The following is a 17,411-nucleotide window of genomic DNA, read 5'->3' as shown; positions in this document are numbered from 1 at the left end:
CGAATACATATGCGAATGGGCCGTTTCCGCTAGCCGGGAGCGGCCCTTTTGCTATCAGGGCTGCATGGCCGATGTAACGATAGTGGACGGCGCCGATACTGGCGCGATTGCCGACTGGCTGGATGCGCGGATCGCGGCCGCGCTCGACGCGACCAATGGCGATGTCGCAATCGCCGTTCCCGGCGGTTCGACCCCGTTCCCGATCATGGCAGAACTGGTGACCCGCGATCTTGACTGGTCGCGGCTGGTGGTGTGGCCGGGCGATGACCGGATCGTGCCCGAGGATCACGAGGCGTCCAACACCGGGAAGATCCGCGCGCTGTTCGAACCGGTCGGCGCGCGCATTCATCCACTATCCGAAGACAGCCAGCCGCCGCATTTCGCTGTCGCCTGGCTGGGCATGGGCGGCGACGGGCATATCGCTTCGCTGTTCCCCAACACCGATCCCAAGGTTGACGACCCGCAGGCAGTGCGGCGGCTCACGCCCGATCCGCTGCCCGCGCATGCGCCGTTTGACCGGATCACGCTGACCATTCCCGCGCTGCTCGCGTCGGATTCATTGCTGTTCACGCTGGGCGGCGCTGCGGACAAGCGCGACGTGTTCGACGTGGCGATCCGGCGCGAACACGATTTGCCGATCGCGCGGCTGCTCGGTGCCGCGCGCCAGCCGGTTACATGCTTCACCTGATCATCCGTATCATTCCCGCGGCGGTGCACCGCGCGCTGTTGCCGGTTGCCTACCGCGTGCGGCATCGCTGGAGGACCTGGCGCAAGGTGCCGCTCGCGGGCTGCAATGTGATCCTGACCGACTTGAATGGCTCGATCCTGCTGCTGCAGCACAGCTATGGCCCGGCGGCCTGGTATTTGCCCGGAGGCGGTATCGGCAAAGGCGAGGATCCGCTGGCTGCGGCCGTGCGAGAAGTGCGCGAGGAACTGGGGCTGGAACTGGTGCGGCTGAACGCGCTTGGCACGTTCGATGGCGTGATTTCCGGCTCGCCGCATACCATGCACCTGTTCGCTGCGACGATTGATCTGCACCCGCAGCCGGACGGACGCGAGGTTACCGAGGCGCGCTTTTTTCCGCCGCATTCGCTGCCCGAACCGCTCTCGGGCATGGCGCGCCGCGCGCTGGAGCATTGGCGCGACAATCGCGACGGCAGCTAAAGCAGCGAAAGCTGTGCCTCGTCGCGTGGGCGTTCCTCTGGTTCCTCCGCACCCTCCAGCTTCGAAAGCGTCAGCCCCATCAGCCGGATCGGCATCGGCAGCGGCAGCAATTCGTCAAGCAGGCCGCGCGCAAGCCCTGCGAATTCGCGCTTGTCGGCCACCGGGTGATCCACCGTCTTCGCCCGCGTCACGTTCTGGAAATCGGTGTATTTCATCTTCAGCGTGACCCTGCGGCCCTTGGCCTCGGTCTTCTCGATGCTGTCCCACACGATGTCGATGATGTTTTCGAGCACCTCGCGCAGCGCGGGGCCTGACGAGATATCCTCGCTGAAGGTGCGTTCCCCGCCCACGGACTTGCGGATGCGGTGCGCACGCACAGGCCTCAGGTCGATCCCGCGCGCCGCGCGGTAGAGATAGTCCGCCTGGCTGCCGAAATGCTGGCGCAGGAAGGCGATGTCTTTCGCCGCCAGGTCCGCACCGGTCACGATCCCCAGCCGCGCCATCTTTTCCGCGCCCTTGGGACCGACCCCGTGGAACCGCCGCACCGGCAGGCCTGCGACGAATTGTGCGCCTTCGCCGGGGCGGATCACGCACATCCCGTTGGGCTTGTTCTGGTCGCTCGCCAGCTTGGCAAGGAACTTGTTGTAGCTCACCCCGGCGCTGGCGGTCAGCTGCGTCTTGGCCCGGATCTCCTGGCGGATCAGCTCGGCGATGCGGGTGGCGGAACCGATCCCCAGCAGGTCCTCGGTCACATCGAGATAGGCCTCGTCCAGGCTTAGCGGTTCGACATGCGGGGTGTAGTGTTCGAAGATCCGGCGGATCGTGCGGCTCGCTTCCTTGTAAGCATCGAACCGGTGGCGCACGAAAATCAAATCGGGGCACAGCCGCTTGGCAGTGACCGAGGGCATGGCGCTGCGCACGCCGAATGTGCGCGCTTCATAGCTGGCGGCGGCGACCACGCCGCGCCCACCCGCGCCGCCCACCGCCACCGGCTTGCCGCGCAGCTCCGGGTTGTCGCGTTGTTCCACGCTGGCGAAGAAGGCGTCCATGTCGACATGGATGATCTTCCTGAGGCCGCGGGCTTCCTCAGGCTCCATTGCTCCGATGTCATCGCTGCCCTGCGCATCCGCCATGCGAGCAAATTAGCCGCAATTCTGGCGGTGCGGAACCTTTGTCGTCCTATGGCACTCTCTTCGCACTCGCAAAAAAGCTGCTTCCATTCCGCGGCGCCAGCGCCCAAGGACCTGAATATGCAATCCGGCTCCGCTTCTTCCCGCCAATTTGGCGAGCGCGAATTGATCGTGCTGATGGCTTCGCTGATGAGCCTGCAGGCATTCGGCATCGATTCCATGCTGCCGGCGCTGGGGGTGATGGCGGATGACCTTGGTGCGGGCGGGAACAACCGGCAATATGTCATCAGCGCCTATTTCCTGGGTTCGGGTATCGGCGCGTTCTTCCCCGGCGCCTTTGCAGACCGGTTCGGGCGGCGGCCGGTGCTGTTTGTCGGGCTGATTGCCTACATCGTGCTGTCGCTGGCCTGTTCCTGGGTAGAGGATTTCGAGACGCTGCTGGTGCTGCGGCTGGTCCAGGGGATTGCCTGTGCTGGCTTGAGCGTGGTGCCCACGGCGATCGTGCGCGACCGTGTGGGCGGCGACCGGATGGCGCGGATGATGAGCCTCATCATCATGATCTTCCTTGCCGTGCCGATCGTTGCGCCGGCGATTGGCCAGCTGATCCTGATGTTCTTTAGCTGGCGCGCAATCTTTGACGGGATGGCGCTGATGGGTGTGATCATCGGGTTGTGGGTGTGGCTAAGGCTGCCCGAAAGCCTGACGGAGGACAATATCCAGCAGATCGATCCCGTCACGATCCTCAAGAACATGGGCCAATCGCTCTCCAACCGTGTCTCTGTGGGTTATGTGATCGGCAGCGCGTTGGTGTTCGGATCGCTGTTCGGCTTCCTCAATTCTTCGCAACAGCTGATCGCCGAGAGCTTCGGCGCGGGCAATTATTTCGCGCTGATCTTCGGCGCGTCGATCATCGGCATGGTCATCGCCAGCTTCACCAATTCGCGCATTGTCGAACGGTTCGGCGCGCGCCGGGTGAGCCACACCGCGTTGATCGGCTTCCTGATCGTCAGCCTGCTGCAAGTTCTGTCCGCCAGCCATGAAGGGCAGACGCTGTGGGAATTCGTGCCGCTGCTTGCGCTCAACATGACCATGCTGGGCTTTGTCGGCGCGAACTTTTCTTCGATCGCGATGCAGCCGTTCCAGCAGATCGCAGGCGCTGCCTCGTCGGCGCAAACCAGCGTGCGGATGGTCACCGGCGCGCTGCTCGGCGCGGCGATCGGCCAGGCCTACGATGGCACCGCGCTGCCGCTGGGCATTGCGATGACGCTATGCGCGATCTCGGCGCTGGCGCTGGTACTTTATAGCGAGCGGGGCAAGCTGTTCCGCCGCCCCAACCAGGCGCGGCGCTATATGGAACTGCACGATATCATGCGGCATTAATCGGGGAGCCCACCCCACTGCGACTAGCCTCGCCTGAGGCTCGGCAAGTCTCGCTCCCCTCCCGCTTGCGGGAGGGGTTGGGGGTGGGTTCTAGACTTCGCTCTCCAGCTTCCTCCAGGCAAGCTCCGCGAATTCGCACAGCAAGGGCCGGGTGTCGCGCGGGTCGATGATGTCCTCGACATTAAAGCGTTCCGCGCTGCGGAAGGGCGAAGTGACCTTGCCCAGCCTCTCGCGGATTTCCTCCAGCATCGCTGCGTGATCCTCGGCCGCCTCCAGCTCCGACTTGTAAGCCACTTCCAGCCCGCCCGCGATGGGGAGCGAACCCCAATCGCCCGAAGGCCAGCAGAAGCGGTATTGAAACGCTTCCGCATTGCTCATCGCGCTGCCCGCGATGCCATAGGCGCGGCGCAGCACCACGCTGGCGAGCGGCACCGTGGCCTTGTAGATCGCGTTCATCGCATTGACGCCATAGCGGATCGTACCCGCCATTTCCGCCTCGCGCCCGATCATGAAGCCGGGATTGTCGACGAGGTGGACGATGGGCAGGCGGAACTGGTCAGCCAGCTTCACGAAGCGCTCAACTTTCTCGCTGGTCTTCGCCTCCCACGATCCGCCCAGGAAGCTGGGGTCGCTCGCCACCACCGCCACCGGCCAGCCGTCGAGCCGCGCGAGTGCGGTGATCGCGGCGCGGCCCCACATCTTGCCGATTTCGAACACGGTCCCGGTGTCGAACACCATGTCGAGGCAGCGTCGCATTGAATAGACCGCCTTGGGATCGCGCGGCACCAGGCTGAGCAATTCCTCTTCGCGCCGGTGGACCGGGTCGAGGCAGTTGGAACGCCGCGCCAGCTGGCCGACATGTTCGGGCATGAAGCTGAGGAAGTGCCGCGCGCGGGCGAAGGCCTCGGCCTCGGATCCTACCTCGTCATCGACCACGCCATTGCGGGTGTGGATGTCCGATCCGCCGAGGTTTTCCTTGGCTTGCTCATGGCTGGTGGCGCCGTCGCGATATGCCTCGCCGAGGCCTTCGACCACCGCCGGTCCCGCAGCGAAGATCTGCGACAACCCGCGCACCATGATCGAATAATGGCTGGCAACCGTGCGTGCCGCGCCAAGGCCCGCGGTCGGCCCGAGCGCCAGCGCCACCACCGGCACGGTGTCGAGGTTCTGCACTACATCGCCCCAGCCGGGCACGGCGGGAATATAGGTCGCGCCGATCTGCTCCAGCGTCTTGACCGAGCCACCGCCACCGGTGCCGTCAATCATGCGGATCAGCGGCAGCTTGAGCTCATGCGCCATCTTCTCCGCCTGCACCATCTTGCGGCTGATCCCGGCATCGGCTGCGCCGCCGCGAATGGTGAAATCGTCCGCCGTGGCAACCACCGGCCGCCCGTTGATCGTGGCTTTGCCGAACAGGAAGGGGGCGGGGGTGACGCCGGTGAGGTCGCCGTTTTCGTCATAGTGACCCTTGCCGGCGATCTTGCCGATCTCGCGGAAGGAGCCGGGGTCGCACAAAGCCGCGAGCCGTGCGCGCGCGTCCATCTTCCCGCGCCCATGCTGGCGGGCGACCTTGTCCGCACCGCCCATCTGCTCGGCGAGCGCCTCGCGGTGGCGCAGTTCTTCCAGTTCGCGTTCCCAGGTCATAAATCCTCCCCCATCGGGGGGAGGGGGAGCATGCGAAGCATGGTGGAGGGGTACAGGCCCAATGCGCGTCGTCAGTGGCGGGTGCCCCTCCACCACCCTGCGGGTGGTCCCCCTCCCCGTTTCGGGGAGGATCATTCGCTTGGCTCCACCACGCACAACAGCGCTTCGACCTGGACCTGCGAACCTGCGCTGACCGACAGCCCGGTGACGGTGCCGTCGAACGGCGCGGTGAGGGCGTGCTCCATCTTCATCGCTTCGAGCACCATCAGCCGCTGACCGGCGGTGACGGCCTGGCCTTCGCTGACATCGACCGCGATGACCTTGCCCGGCATGGGGGCGATGATGTCGCCGTCATGCGCGTGCTGATGGCCTGTTCCCCGCGCAGTGAGCGCAAACTCGAATGCAGAGCCTTCATTAAATACCACTGCAGTTTCGCCGATGACCGCCCCGGTCATCACGGGGGCATCGCCCGAGTCAGTGGAATACAGGTCACCGTCTTCCAAAACTACGCGAAGCGTGTCTGACCAAGCCTGATCAAGGTCAATGACCCGCATGTCGTCGAGACTTGAGATCGCTACTGTGTTGCGCTTCGGAGCGTTCAGGCGAAATCCTGCGAGCGGAGCTTCGTTGCAACGGTCGGTGGAAAGCATTGCCGCGACTTTCCATGCCGCCTCGTCGGGCTCGGTTAAAGGGACTAGCTTGTCGCCCTTCCGTTCGATGAAGCCAGTATCCAACGCGGCGTCGCGGAAATCTTCGTCGTCAATCGCGCGGACAACAAATCCTGCGTTCGTCCGCACTGGCCAAACCTCAGTGGTTGCCAGCGCGTATTTCAGATCATCAATAGCTTGCTCGCGAGTATCGCCGTGGCTGACGAGTTTGGCGATCATGGGGTCGTAGAAAGGAGAGATTACCCCGCCCTCTTCGACCCCGGTTTCGACTCGCTCGAGATCGCCAAACTTAAGATGCTCCAACCGCCCCGTACTCGGCAAAAACCCCTTCGCCGGGTCTTCCGCATAGAGCCGGGCCTCGATAGCGTGGCCGTTGATGCTCAGCTCTTCCTGTTTGAGTGGGATCGCTTCGCCGCTCGCCACGCGTAATTGCCATTCTACCAGATCGACCCCGGTGATCTCCTCGGTGACGGGATGTTCGACCTGAAGCCGGGTGTTCATCTCCATGAAAAAGATGCGGTCCGCGCGCAGGCCCTCGCTGGCATCGGCGATGAATTCGATCGTGCCCGCGCCCTCGTAATCGACCGCCTTCGCGGCGCGCACGGCGGCAGCGCAGATGGCTTCGCGGGTAGCCTCGTCCATGCCGGGGGCGGGGGCTTCCTCGATCACCTTCTGGTGGCGGCGCTGGAGCGAGCAGTCCCGCTCGAACAGGTGGACGACATTGCCGTGGCTGTCGCCGAACACCTGCACTTCGATATGGCGGGGGCTGGTGATCCACTTTTCGAGCAGCACCTCGTCATTGCTGAAGCTCGCCTTGGCCTCGCGCTTGCAGCTTTCCAGCGCCGCCTCGAAGTCGGCCGGGGCATCGACCTTGCGCATCCCCTTGCCGCCGCCGCCTGCGACCGCCTTGATGAGCACGGGGTAGCCGATTGCCTCGGCCTCGGCGGTGAGGCGTTCGACCGACTGGTCCGAACCGTCATAGCCCGGCGTTACCGGAACGCCCGCACTGCGCATCAGTTGCTTGGCCGCGTCCTTCAGGCCCATCGCGCGGATGCTGGCAGGCTTGGGGCCGACCCAGATCAGCCCCGCATCGATCACCGCCTGCGCGAAGCCCGCGTTCTCGGACAGGAAGCCGTAGCCAGGATGGATGGCGTCCGCGCCGGTTTCTTTGGCCGCCGCAATGATCTTCGCGCCCACAAGATAGCTCTCGGCAGCAGGCGAGGGACCGATATGCACCGCCTCGTCAGCTGAGCGCACGTGCAGCGCCTTGGCATCCGCATCGGAATAGACCGCGACGGTGGCGATCCCCATCGCGCGGGCAGTGCGGATGATGCGGCAGGCGATCTCGCCGCGATTGGCGATCAGGAGTTTGGTGATCATTCGGGCGGGATTAGCCACACCCTCCGTTCGTGTCGAGCGTAGTCGAGACACGTGAGCGCCATCGCCTCTCGACTTCGCTCGAGGCGAACGGAAATCAGCGTTCCGCCAAATCGCTGCGCCGCCAGCGCGGTTCGTCGCCCAGCTTCGGTGGACGATTGACCAGCGCCTCGAAAAACGCGGCGAGCGCATGGCCGATCTTCTGCGCCTTCGAGGTGTAGACGCGGTGATCCCACGCTGCCGGGCCCCGGGCCAGCACCTCGCGCCCGATCGCAGTGTAGATCCGTGCAGCCGACAGGATCGCCCAGCGGCAGCGGAACGGCAGGCGCGCGGCGCCAATGCGCGAGGAGGCGGCGTGCAGTTCCATCCGCCGCACCAGCCGCCCGGCCATGTCGGCCAGTTCCTGCCGGTGATGCGGCTTGGTGTGCTGGCCCGGCTCGATATCTTCCTCGACCAGCCAGATTTCGGGGATGTAGCAGCGCCCCGCCGCGTCATCTTCCACCACGTCGCGCGCGATATTGGCGAGCTGGAACGCAAGGCCCAGGTCGCAGGCGCGGTCAAGCGTGTCCTCTTCCTCGCGCTTCACCCCCATCACCAGCGCCATCATCACGCCCACTGCGCCCGCGACGTGCCAGCAATAGCGCATCAGGTCTGCTTCGCTGCGCGGGCGCCAGTCGATCGCGTCAAGCTCGAACCCGGCGATCACCGCTTCGGCATCTGCCATCGTCAGGCCCACTTCGCTGGCCACCTGGCCGAAGGCATCGAACGCGGGATCGGCGGTCGGCTGCCCGTCAAGCGCGGCCTGCGTCAGCACGCGGATATGCTTCACCCGCTCGGCAATGTCGGACTGGTCGCCCAGCGCGCCGCCCATGTCCTGCGCATCGGTCAGATCGTCGCAGCGGCGGCACCAGGCATAGAGCATCCACACCCGCTCGCGCGTTTCACGGTCGAACAATCGGCTGGCGGCGGAGAAGCTTTTCGAACCTTGCTTGATCGCGAGACGGCTCTTTTCGACCAGCGGCGCGCGGTTGCGCCCGCCGCCCGGCTCACGCGGAGTGTGCCGCATTGTCGCCGAAGGCACGACCATATTGGCCTCGCTCACAATTCCTCCGCTTTCATGCGGAAGATCGGCGTGTGCGGTTCGTAGGCTTCCATCTTCGCGATCAGGTCACCCATGGTGTCCGAATGGATCAATATGCCCTGATGCGCGGGGCGGACGAAGCCGACTTCGGCCATCTTGGCGTTGAACGCGATCAAATGGTCGTAAAAGCCCATGGCGTTGAGCAGGCCGACCGGCTTCTGGTGATAGCCGAGCTGCGCCCAGCTCATCGCTTCCCACAGCTCGTCCATTGTGCCGACCCCGCCGGGGATGGTGATGAAGCCCTCAGACAGGTCAGTGAAGCGCTGCTTGCGCTCGTGCATGCCCGAAACGGTGTAAAGCTCGGTACAGTCGTGGTTGGCGACTTCGGAATTGAACAAGGCCTCGGGGATCACGCCGATGACCTCGCCGCCTGCCTCCAGCGCGCCGCGCGCCACCGCTCCCATCAGGCCCAGCCTTCCGCCGCCATAGACGACGCCGATCTCGCGCAACGCCAGCGTGCGCCCGACTTCATAGGCAAGCTCGAGATAGCGCGGATCCTCGGGCGTGGCAGACCCGCAATAGACGGCGATACGGTTCATTGAGGCAGTTCTTTCGGTTTTGGCTTGCGCGAAAGTGTTCGTTTCGCCGGATCGTAAGCACCGAACTGTTCGAAGTTCAATCGCGCTTGGCTCAAACTAAACGCCCCATTGGGCCCTCCCCGCACGGCCTCAAGATCGTCTTCGCCTTGGCCGTCGTCTTCCCATAAGCACACCTCACAAACCTCGTATGATGCGGGCTCACCTATCGTGAGGAATCCACAGCATGGGCAGGGACGAAGTCTCATCCCGCCGCCTTTATCGCCAGATCCTCCAGCATCAAGCCCGCCGTCGCCTTCGCGCTGCCGACCACGCCGGGAATGCCCGCGCCGGGATGCGTGCCCGCGCCGACAAGGTAGAAATTGTCGATCACATCGTCGCGATTGTGGCCGCGCAAATAGGCGCTTTGCCACAGCACCGGCTCGAGGCTGAAGGCGCTGCCCAGATGCGCGTTGAGATCATGCGCAAAATCCTTCGGCGCATAGCTGAACTTGGTCACGATCCGGTCATGGATGTCAGGGATCAGGCGCCGCCCGATCTCGTCAAGGATGCGCTTTTCCAGGATCGGGCCGACTTCGTCCCAATCGACCGCGAGCTTGCCCATATGCGCCACCGGTACCAGCGCGTAGAAGGTGCTCTTGCCCTTGGGCGCCATGCTGGGATCGGTCACCGTCGGGTGATGCAGGTAGATGCTGAAGTCCTGTGGCAGCACGCCCAGCTTGTAGATGTCATCGAGCAGGCCTTTGTAGCGCGGGCCGAACAGGATCATGTGGTGCGGGATGCCGGGCCAGGTGCCTTCAAGCCCGAAGTGGACGACGAAAAGCCCGGGGCTGAAGCTCTTGCGCGAGAGCGATTTCGCGTAATCCTTGCCGCGCTTCGACCCGCTCAGCAGGTCGCGATAGGAATGCATGATGTCGGCATTGCTGGCGACTGCATCGAAGCGCTGTTTCCAGCCGCTCGCCGTTTCCACCTCGCTTGCCTTGCTGCCGAAAGTGTGCACCTGCACCACCGGATCGCCCAGCCGGATGGTGCCGCCCAGCCGCTCGAAATGGCGTACCATGCCGGCGATCAGCCGGTTGGTGCCGCCGCGCGTCCACCATACCCCGCCGTCCTTCTCCAGCTTGTGGATCAGCGCATAGATCGCGCTGGTGTTCATCGGATTGCCGCCCACCAGCAGCGTGTGGAAGCTCAGCGCCTCGCGCAATTTCTCGCTTTTCACGAAGCTCGACACCATCGAATAGACGCTGCGCCAGGCCTGTTTCTTGACCAGCGCGGGGGCGGCCTTGAGCATCGATTTGAAGTCGAGGAAAGGCACGGAGCCCAGCTTGACATAGCCTTCCTCGAACACGCCCGCCGAATATTCCAGGAAGCGCTGGTAACCGGCCACGTCTTCGGGATTGAGCTTGGCGATTTCGGCGTTGAGCGAGGCTTCGTCGTTCGAATAATCGAAGTTCGTGCCATCGGGCCAGTTGAGCCGGTAGAATGGCATCACCCGCATCAGTTCGACATCTTCGGCCATGTCGTGACCGGTCAGCTGCCAAAGTTCCTTCAGGCAATCGGGATCGGTCACCACGGTTGGCCCGCCATCGAAGGTGAAGCCTTCCTTTTCCCAGAAATAGGCGCGCCCGCCCGGCTTGTCGCGCGCCTCGACCACCGTCGTCGCGATACCTGCCGATTGCAGCCGGATCGCCAGCGCCATGCCGCCAAAACCCGATCCGATCACGCAGGCGCTGCGCCCTTCATAGCGGGCCGGGTCCACCACTTGCCGCGCACGCAGCGGGGTCTGGGCAATCGGGGTCTGGGCGGTCATCTGTGTTTCTCCAAGGTCAAGGGGTTCCCCTTGCTGGCCAGCGCGCGAAGTGCACGCGGGATAGGTACGGGCGGCCTGCCGATCAGGATGCGGGCCTTGTCGGCCAGCGTCGAATGGCAAGTGTAAAAACGTTCGATCAGCCTTTCAGGCAAACCATAGAACCTCTGGAAAATGTCTACGCGGCGTTCGGGTTCCGCCGCCTTGAACAACATTCGTCCCAGCGCGCGGTAGATCGCGGTTTTGCGCCAGTGCGCACGGGCGCGATTTTCGATGAAAGCGGCGAGCTGCGGCCCGGCCAGATCGCCTCGCGCGGCGATCGCCAGCGCGTTCTCCACCGCGATCGGCACGGTATAGCTGGTGAGCGGGTGGGTAAAGCCGCCGCGCGCACCCGCCATGGCAACGCCGGGCACGCGGATCGACGCCAGATAGGCCTCGAAATCGCCGCCGGTGATCACCGGCAGCACGCCGGTTTCATTGCCGATCGGCACGCCGTCCCCCCAGCCATGGCGCGCGGCATAACGATCGATCCGCCCTGACAGCAGGCTGCGATCGAGCGCCGGGTCATCGGCGTAATAGGTATCCTCAATGAAGACCTCTTGCGCTGCCAGCGGCAGGACATAGACGAAGCGATAGGCCGCGCCATTGCCCGCCGGGGCGGACTGAGTGACGGTTGCGTCCATGATCACCGGACGTTCCAGCCCGTGCGGATCGGGCAGCCGGATATGCCGCCCCATGAACACCTGCCAGCCGCCCAGCAAATGGGCTGAGGGCTGGAAGCTGCGGCAATCGATCACGGCGCGCGCCGGGATGCGCTCGCCGCTTTCCAGCGTCACCCCTTCCGCGTCGAGCGCCGCGACGGCGGTGTTCAGCCGGATCGCTTCGGGCGGAAGCAGGCGCTGCAGTGCGTGGTCGAAATCCTCGCTGGCGAGCGAGCGATAACCGGCATCCAGCGTGCGGCGTAGGCGCGGGAAGGCGACGTCATAGCCCTTGTCCCAATGGACCTGGCGAAACGGCTCCAGCAGCGCCTCGCCCGCGGGCGAAAGGTCGCTGGAAAACCAGCTCCAGCGATGGTTGCCGCCCAGCACGCTGTCGCGCTCGATCAATTGCAGGCGCCAGTCGGGATGCGCACGGTGGATGGCGAGCGCGATCAGCCCGCCGGCCAGCCCGCCGCCCACGATCGCCACATCGGTCATGCGCCCGTTCATCATGCATGGCCCTAGGGCAGGGCGCGCGCCGCGGCAATGGCGCAGCCGCTATCCCCGTCGCCGGAGTGCAAACTGCTTGCGCAAAGTTCGGTGCTGATTCAAAGTTTGAGCCAATGGGCAAGCTTATCCCGCATCGCGCTGCGATCCTCGCTTCCATCGGCATAGCGCTGGTGGCCGTCCTGATCCTGCTGGCGATGGATCGCCCGCCGATCTGCACGTGCGGCTATGTCAAGCTGTGGCACGGCGACATCAATTCGATGGGCAACAGCCAGCATATCGCGGACTGGTACACGCCCAGCCACATCATCCACGGCCCGATTTTCTATGCGTTTGCCTGGCTGCTGTTCGGCAAGTGGAAGCTGGGCGGCGAAGGCGCGGTCAGGTGGGGCCTGCCACTGGCCGTCTTCCTCGAGGCCGCGTGGGAAGTTCTGGAGAACACCCCCTTCGTGATCAACCGCTTCCGCTCGGTCACTGCCAATTGGGGCTATTCCGGCGACAGCGTGCTCAATTCCTTCGCCGATATCGGCTGGATGGCTTTCGGTTTCTATTTGGCGATGCGGCTGCCGATCAAGGTAACGATTGCGCTGGCCATAATCGGGGAAGTGGTGGCCGGGCTGGTTGTGCGCGACGGGCTGGCGCTGACGGTGATCATGCTGCTGTTCCCGATCGATGCCATTGCCCAGTGGCAGGCCGGGGGCTGACCGGCCCGGAACGGCAGCTGCTGCGGCGCGTTGTAACGACGGATCAGGAGCTTTGCCGTCATGAAATTCTGCCTGTTTATCGGACCTTTGGCAATGGGCGTGGCGGCCGTGCCGCTTGCGGCCCAGGATACGGCAGAAACGACCGAAGCCCCCGCAGTCGAAGCGCAAGCGCAGCGCCAGCTTGACGAATTCGCGCCCGGCACAGCGCGCCCGCCGCGCCCGGGGGGAAGTTCGGTCCTGTCGGGTGACTGGTTCGCGATCGGTGGCGGTTTTGTTTACGGCGCGAACTACAGCGGATCGGACGAGTACCGCCTGCTCGCGGTTCCGGTGATTGCCGCCAATTTCAAGAGCGTGGGGATCAGGCCGCGCGCCGCCGGGCTATCGGTCAATTTCCTTGAAGGGATGCGCGGCAAGGTCACCTTTTCGGCTGGCCCGACATTCCGCTTTCGCAGCGACCGCACCGGCAGTTTCAAGGACGAGGTTGTCGAAGCCGCCGGCAAGCTTGACACCGCGTTCGAGCTGGGCGCGCAGGCGGGCGTGTCCTTCAACCGTGTGTTCACCCGGTTCGATCGCGTTTCGCTCGGCCTTGACGTGCAGTTCGATGTGGCCGGGGCGCATGGCGGATCGGTGATCGACCCGGGCGTGTCCTATTCCAGCGCACTGGGTCGCGGGACAGTGGTGGCGCTCAGCGTGGGCGCGCAATATGTCGATGGCGATTTTGCCGACTATTACTATTCGGTCACGCCTGAGCAGTCGGCGGCGAGCGGCCTGCCGCAGTTCAATGCCGACGCTGGCTGGCACAAGGCCGGGGCGACACTGGCGGTGGGGCAGGACCTGAGCGGCGATTTCCGCGACGGCGGGCTGATCATCGGCGGCGCGCTGGGATACCGGCGGCTGCTGGGCGATGCAGCGGAGACGCCCTTTACCGCGCTGCGCGGCGATGCGGACCAGTTCACCGCAATCATGGGCGTCGCCTACGTCTTTTGATCCTGCGCAGCCCATCCGGGCTGCGATCTCCTCGCTCATGCGACCTGACGGTCGCGTCGCTGCGGGCGCGCGGTCGCGCTTGCGGCTGCTAGCGCAGCCGAGACCGTCCCACGCAAAAAGGGGGCGACTTGCGCCGCCCCCTCTTCGATCTCAACGGTGAAGCGAGCGATCAGCTTTCGCTGTCATCCTTGTCCGCGGGCTTGGCGCCCTTGGCACCGTCAGCCAGCGTGGGCCGCGGCGCGGGCATCTTGGCCTTGCGGTTACCTGTCTTGAGGTAAGTGTCGAACCACTCCATCATCCGCAGATTGTAGTCATAGCGTGCGGCCGCCTTGCGGTTGCCATGCCCTTCGCCCGGGAACAGCACCAACCGCACCGGGGTGCCGGGCTTGCGGGTCTTCATGTGACGATAGAGCTCATAGCTCTGCGTGGGCGAGACGCGCGTGTCTTCCGCCCCATGCATGATCAGCAGCGGGGTTTCCGCCTTGTCGACATGGGTGATCGGGCTGCGTTCCATCAGATGGTCCCACTCTTCCCACGGCCACTTGCGTTCGTGGACGAGGTACATCTCGTTGGGAATGTCGGTGGTGCCGAACTTGCTGACATTGTTGGAAATGCCCACGAACATCACGCCCGCGGCGAATTCGGCGGAGTAGTAGGTCGAGCTCCACGCCGTGGCGAAGCCGCCATAGGAGCCGCCGGTCACGCCCACGCGCTTGGGATCGGTCACGCCCATCGCGACCAGCGCGCGCTTGCCATCGACCAGATCGTCGAATTCCTTGCCGGCATAGTCGCCCTGGTGCTGCTTGGAGAAAGCCGTGCCATAAGCGGTCGAACCACGATAATTGGGCAGGAACACGGCATAGCCCTGGCTCGCGGCAACCTGACCGGGTGAGCCGTAGGCGGTCTGCCAGCCGTTCGATTCATGCGCTTCCGGCCCGCCATGGACGTCGAAAATCGTCGGCGCGCCGCCCTTGGGCGCGCCGCCAACCGGTTCGATCAGCACGCCTTCGATCTGCTGCCCGTCACGCGCGGTGTAGGTGATGGTGCGCTGCTTGCCGAAGGTGATTTCGCTGAGCCAGGGGTTATGGCTGGTCCAGCGCTGGAAGGCGCCATCATCAATCACGAACAGCTCAGTCGGGTGGGTCGGGCTGTCCGCCGCGACCGCGATCTTGCCGCCCGCGGCATCCACGCGCGTCAGGATCAGCGAACCAGCGTCGTGTTCGTGATCCACGCTGCCATCGGCTTTGTAGACCCTGAGCAGGCTCTGCGCGCCGACATGGACAACCGTGGCGAGGCGCCCGTCGGGCAGCCATTCGGCATCGACTGTCGCTTCAGGCGCGCCGGCGTTGATCGCGCGGAAGGTGCCGGTGGCAACATCGGCAAGGTGCAGCGTGGTGGCAGCGGGATCGTTCGCATCGATCGCGGCGACCAGCGCCAGCTGCTTGCCGTCAGGCGAGATCTCGACATCGTCGAGCTTGCCCGGCGTCTTCACCACCGTGCGCACGGCGCCGGTCGAAAGATCCACCACATGCACCCGCTTCGAAGTGTATTCATCGTCGATCAGCGGCGTGGGCGCACTTTCGAGGATGCCGGTCACGCCATCGGGGCCGACCTTGAACGCACTGACATAGCCGGGCACGGCGATTTCGCGCGGCGCTTCGTCCACTTCCGGGCCGACCTTGGCGGCGAACATGCGGTTGAGCTTCAGCTCTTCCTCATAGACCACCGCGTCGAAGCCGCCCTTTTTCTGGGCGCTGCGCTGCTTGTCTTCCGCGGCATCGACCAGCAGGTACAGCGTGCCGCCATCGGGCGCCCACTGATAGGTCTGCACGTCGGCATCCTTGACCGCAGCCAGCTTGCGATAGGCGCCGCCGTCAACCGGCACGCCCCACACGGCACGATCCTCGTCCTTCTTGGTCCAGGTGAAGCTGATCATCCGGCCATCGGGTGAAAACTGCACGCTGCCCGGGCTGACGTCTTCCGGCAGATAGCTGCGCGCCATGTCCGGGCCCCAGGCCAGCTTCAGTTCCTGCTTGAAGCTGCCATTGTCCTCACCCTCGGTCACGTCGGGCAAGCTGGAGGTGGTGTAGGCGATCCGGGTGCCGTCAGGCGACACCGCGATCGTGCCCACGCTTTCCAGCTTGGCGACGTCTTCCGGGGTCATCGGACGGGCCGAGGCAGTGGCGGTGATCGAAACTGTTGCGAACAGTGTTGCGGCAGTAAGTGCCAAGCGGTTCATGCGAAAGATTGTCCTCTCGTGATTGTCTGTTGCGCGCCTGATAGCGGCTGCACAGGGAATTTCAAATGATCGAGAGCTGGCAGCCCCCCTTGAAGCTTAAATGCAGAAAGCGCATCAGAGGTCCCGAAAAGGGAGACGAATATGCGAGTGTTTTCAGGACTGATGGTGGCCGCTGCCGCCCTGATGGCAAGCCCGGCATTGGCCGACACAACCGTTATCCATGCCGGATCGGTCATCACCGATGCGGCGGGCCAGCCCAGCGGCCCCGCCACGATCACCGTTACCGACGGACGAATCGTCAGCATCGAAGACGGGTTCCAGCCTACGCCTGAAGGCGCGACCATGATCCACTTGCCCGATCACACCGTGCTGCCCGGCCTGATTGACTTGCATACGCACCTGTCAGGCGATCCCAGCGGTGAATTCTGGCGTGCTGCAACCACTCCCAAGGAATGGAACGTGCTGGTCGCTGCCAAGAACGCCCGCATCACCGCGCTGGCCGGCTTCACCACCGTGCGCGACCTCGGCTCGCGCACCGACCAGGTCACCCAGATGCTGCGCCGCGCCACTGCCGAAGGCATGTTGCCCGGCCCGCGCGTTGTTACGTCGGCGCGCACGATCGCGATCGTTGGCGGGCATGGTGACACCAACGGTTTTGTCGAGCATGTCAATGACGTGCTGGGATCGGATTACACGTGCACCGGCCCCGTCGAATGCGCGGAGATGGTGCGCAAGGCCTCCAAATACGGGGCGGATCTGATCAAGATCACTGCCACCGGCGGGGTTCTGAGCCAGCAGGGGCGCGGGCTCGAAGCGCATTTCTCGGATGCGGAAATGAAGAGCATCGTCGACACCGCCCGTTCGCTCGGCCTCAAGGTTGCGGCGCATGCCCATGGCGCGCGCGGGATGGAAGCGGCAGCACGTGCGGGCGTCGATACGATCGAGCACGGCACCTATATCGACGAAGCCGCGGCCAAGGCGATGCGAGAAAACGGCACGGTGCTGGTGCCCACGCTGATGGCCTTCCAGGGGATCAAGGATCGGCTTGGCCAGGGAATCTATACCCCGGTGGTTGAAGACAAGGTCCGCGCAGTCGGTCCCTATGCCGAAAGCATCATCGAGCGCGCGCGCAAATGGGGGGTCAAGATCGCCTTTGGCACCGATGCCGGCGTGTTCGATCACGGCAAGAATGCGGGCGAACTGGCGCTGATGCGCAAGGGCGGGATGAGCGACCGCGAAGTGCTCGCCAGCGCCACCAGTTTCGCCGCCGAAGTGCTGGGAATGGAGAAAGAGATCGGGCGGCTGTCCCCCGGCTTCTCGGCCGATATCATCGCGGTCAAGGGCAATCCGCTGGCCGATGTCAGCGTGCTGGAGAATGTCGACTGGGTGATGGTGCGCGGGCGCGTGATCGAATGATCCGCTGACCGCG

General features: G+C 64.5%; 14 protein-coding genes. 6 read left to right on the top strand and 8 right to left on the bottom strand.

Annotation, left to right across the window (positions count from 1 at the left end; all coding sequences use genetic code 11):
- Window positions 1-64: 64 nt before the first annotated feature.
- Together G6N82_RS05750 and G6N82_RS05745 are read left to right on the top strand one after the other, a co-directional pair.
- A complete protein-coding gene (locus G6N82_RS05750) occupies window positions 65-688 on the top strand; it encodes a 6-phosphogluconolactonase (protein WP_165194625.1) in 624 nt (207 codons plus the stop codon).
- On the top strand, window positions 676-1,164 hold the full coding sequence (locus tag G6N82_RS05745; RefSeq protein WP_241255208.1) for an NUDIX domain-containing protein: 489 nt from the start codon (window positions 676-678) through the stop codon (window positions 1,162-1,164). Before G6N82_RS05750 ends, G6N82_RS05745 begins: the two co-directional genes overlap by 13 nt.
- Here the strand turns inward: G6N82_RS05745 and dinB are convergent.
- Window positions 1,161-2,297: a DNA polymerase IV gene (gene dinB, locus G6N82_RS05740; protein ID WP_165194623.1), complete on the bottom strand. Its 1,137-nt coding sequence runs from the start codon at window positions 2,295-2,297 to the stop codon at window positions 1,161-1,163. The two genes, G6N82_RS05745 and dinB, sit on opposite strands and share 4 nt — an antisense overlap.
- A gap of 117 nt (window positions 2,298-2,414) precedes the next feature.
- Between dinB and G6N82_RS05735 the strand changes: the two genes are divergently transcribed.
- On the top strand, window positions 2,415-3,674 hold the full coding sequence (locus tag G6N82_RS05735) for a multidrug effflux MFS transporter (protein WP_165194620.1): 1,260 nt from the start codon (window positions 2,415-2,417) through the stop codon (window positions 3,672-3,674).
- Between the two features lie 90 nt (window positions 3,675-3,764).
- Here G6N82_RS05735 and G6N82_RS05730 read toward each other — a convergent pair whose 3' ends face one another.
- The 6 genes from G6N82_RS05730 to crtY all read right to left on the bottom strand — a co-directional run bounded on the left by G6N82_RS05730 (window position 3,765) and on the right by crtY (window position 12,058).
- A complete protein-coding gene (locus G6N82_RS05730) occupies window positions 3,765-5,318 on the bottom strand; it encodes a carboxyl transferase domain-containing protein (protein WP_165194617.1) in 1,554 nt (517 codons plus the stop codon).
- A 131-nt stretch (window positions 5,319-5,449) separates the two neighbouring features.
- The gene (locus G6N82_RS05725) at window positions 5,450-7,366 is read right to left on the bottom strand and encodes an acetyl/propionyl/methylcrotonyl-CoA carboxylase subunit alpha (protein ID WP_165194615.1); all 1,917 of its coding nucleotides are present in this window, start codon (window positions 7,364-7,366) and stop codon (window positions 5,450-5,452) included.
- A gap of 94 nt (window positions 7,367-7,460) precedes the next feature.
- Window positions 7,461-8,429, bottom strand: a complete 969-nt coding sequence (locus G6N82_RS05720; protein ID WP_165197995.1) for a phytoene/squalene synthase family protein — start codon at window positions 8,427-8,429, stop codon at window positions 7,461-7,463.
- Between the two features lie 32 nt (window positions 8,430-8,461).
- Window positions 8,462-9,043, bottom strand: coding sequence for a TIGR00730 family Rossman fold protein (locus tag G6N82_RS05715; protein ID WP_165194612.1), 582 nt, complete (start codon window positions 9,041-9,043; stop codon window positions 8,462-8,464).
- A 241-nt stretch (window positions 9,044-9,284) separates the two neighbouring features.
- Window positions 9,285-10,850, bottom strand: coding sequence for a phytoene desaturase (locus G6N82_RS05705; RefSeq protein ID WP_165194608.1), 1,566 nt, complete (start codon window positions 10,848-10,850; stop codon window positions 9,285-9,287).
- Window positions 10,847-12,058 carry a lycopene beta-cyclase CrtY gene (gene crtY / locus G6N82_RS05700; RefSeq protein ID WP_346773753.1) on the bottom strand — a complete coding sequence of 404 codons (1,212 nt, stop codon included), beginning with the start codon at window positions 12,056-12,058 and terminating at the stop codon, window positions 10,847-10,849. Before crtY ends, G6N82_RS05705 begins: the two co-directional genes overlap by 4 nt.
- A gap of 110 nt (window positions 12,059-12,168) precedes the next feature.
- Between crtY and G6N82_RS05695 the strand changes: the two genes are divergently transcribed.
- Window positions 12,169-12,756, top strand: a complete 588-nt coding sequence (locus G6N82_RS05695) for a DUF2585 family protein (RefSeq protein ID WP_165194606.1) — start codon at window positions 12,169-12,171, stop codon at window positions 12,754-12,756.
- A 60-nt stretch (window positions 12,757-12,816) separates the two neighbouring features.
- Window positions 12,817-13,743, top strand: a complete 927-nt coding sequence (locus tag G6N82_RS05690; RefSeq protein ID WP_165194604.1) for a MipA/OmpV family protein — start codon at window positions 12,817-12,819, stop codon at window positions 13,741-13,743.
- 169 nt (window positions 13,744-13,912) lie between these two features.
- On the opposite strand, the gene G6N82_RS05685 is transcribed toward G6N82_RS05690, so the two are convergent.
- The gene (locus G6N82_RS05685) at window positions 13,913-15,982 is read right to left on the bottom strand and encodes a S9 family peptidase (RefSeq protein ID WP_165194602.1); all 2,070 of its coding nucleotides are present in this window, start codon (window positions 15,980-15,982) and stop codon (window positions 13,913-13,915) included.
- A 141-nt stretch (window positions 15,983-16,123) separates the two neighbouring features.
- Between G6N82_RS05685 and G6N82_RS05680 the strand changes: the two genes are divergently transcribed.
- Window positions 16,124-17,398: an amidohydrolase family protein gene (locus tag G6N82_RS05680; RefSeq protein ID WP_206520304.1), complete on the top strand. Its 1,275-nt coding sequence runs from the start codon at window positions 16,124-16,126 to the stop codon at window positions 17,396-17,398.
- Window positions 17,399-17,411: the final 13 nt, after the last annotated feature.

Origin of the sequence: Altererythrobacter sp. BO-6 (assembly GCF_011047315.1) — a bacterium.
Taxonomy (GTDB): Bacteria; Pseudomonadota; Alphaproteobacteria; order Sphingomonadales; family Sphingomonadaceae; genus Erythrobacter.
This window is presented reverse-complemented; position numbering and strand designations above follow the sequence as displayed.

Coding starts and splice junctions, on each gene's coding strand:
- G6N82_RS05735 (WP_165194620.1), top strand. CDS start 2,415: ATGCAATCCGGCTCCGCTTCTTCCCGCCAATTTGGCGAGCGCGAATTG.
- dinB (WP_165194623.1), bottom strand. CDS start 2,297: ATGGCGGATGCGCAGGGCAGCGATGACATCGGAGCAATGGAGCCTGAG.
- crtY (WP_346773753.1), bottom strand. CDS start 12,058: ATGATGAACGGGCGCATGACCGATGTGGCGATCGTGGGCGGCGGGCTG.
- G6N82_RS05720 (WP_165197995.1), bottom strand. CDS start 8,429: ATGCGGCACACTCCGCGTGAGCCGGGCGGCGGGCGCAACCGCGCGCCG.
- G6N82_RS05705 (WP_165194608.1), bottom strand. CDS start 10,850: ATGACCGCCCAGACCCCGATTGCCCAGACCCCGCTGCGTGCGCGGCAA.
- G6N82_RS05750 (WP_165194625.1), top strand. CDS start 65: ATGGCCGATGTAACGATAGTGGACGGCGCCGATACTGGCGCGATTGCC.
- G6N82_RS05690 (WP_165194604.1), top strand. CDS start 12,817: ATGAAATTCTGCCTGTTTATCGGACCTTTGGCAATGGGCGTGGCGGCC.
- G6N82_RS05685 (WP_165194602.1), bottom strand. CDS start 15,982: ATGAACCGCTTGGCACTTACTGCCGCAACACTGTTCGCAACAGTTTCG.
- G6N82_RS05695 (WP_165194606.1), top strand. CDS start 12,169: ATGGGCAAGCTTATCCCGCATCGCGCTGCGATCCTCGCTTCCATCGGC.
- G6N82_RS05730 (WP_165194617.1), bottom strand. CDS start 5,318: ATGACCTGGGAACGCGAACTGGAAGAACTGCGCCACCGCGAGGCGCTC.
- G6N82_RS05725 (WP_165194615.1), bottom strand. CDS start 7,366: ATGATCACCAAACTCCTGATCGCCAATCGCGGCGAGATCGCCTGCCGC.
- G6N82_RS05715 (WP_165194612.1), bottom strand. CDS start 9,043: ATGAACCGTATCGCCGTCTATTGCGGGTCTGCCACGCCCGAGGATCCG.
- G6N82_RS05680 (WP_206520304.1), top strand. CDS start 16,124: ATGCGAGTGTTTTCAGGACTGATGGTGGCCGCTGCCGCCCTGATGGCA.
- G6N82_RS05745 (WP_241255208.1), top strand. CDS start 676: ATGCTTCACCTGATCATCCGTATCATTCCCGCGGCGGTGCACCGCGCG.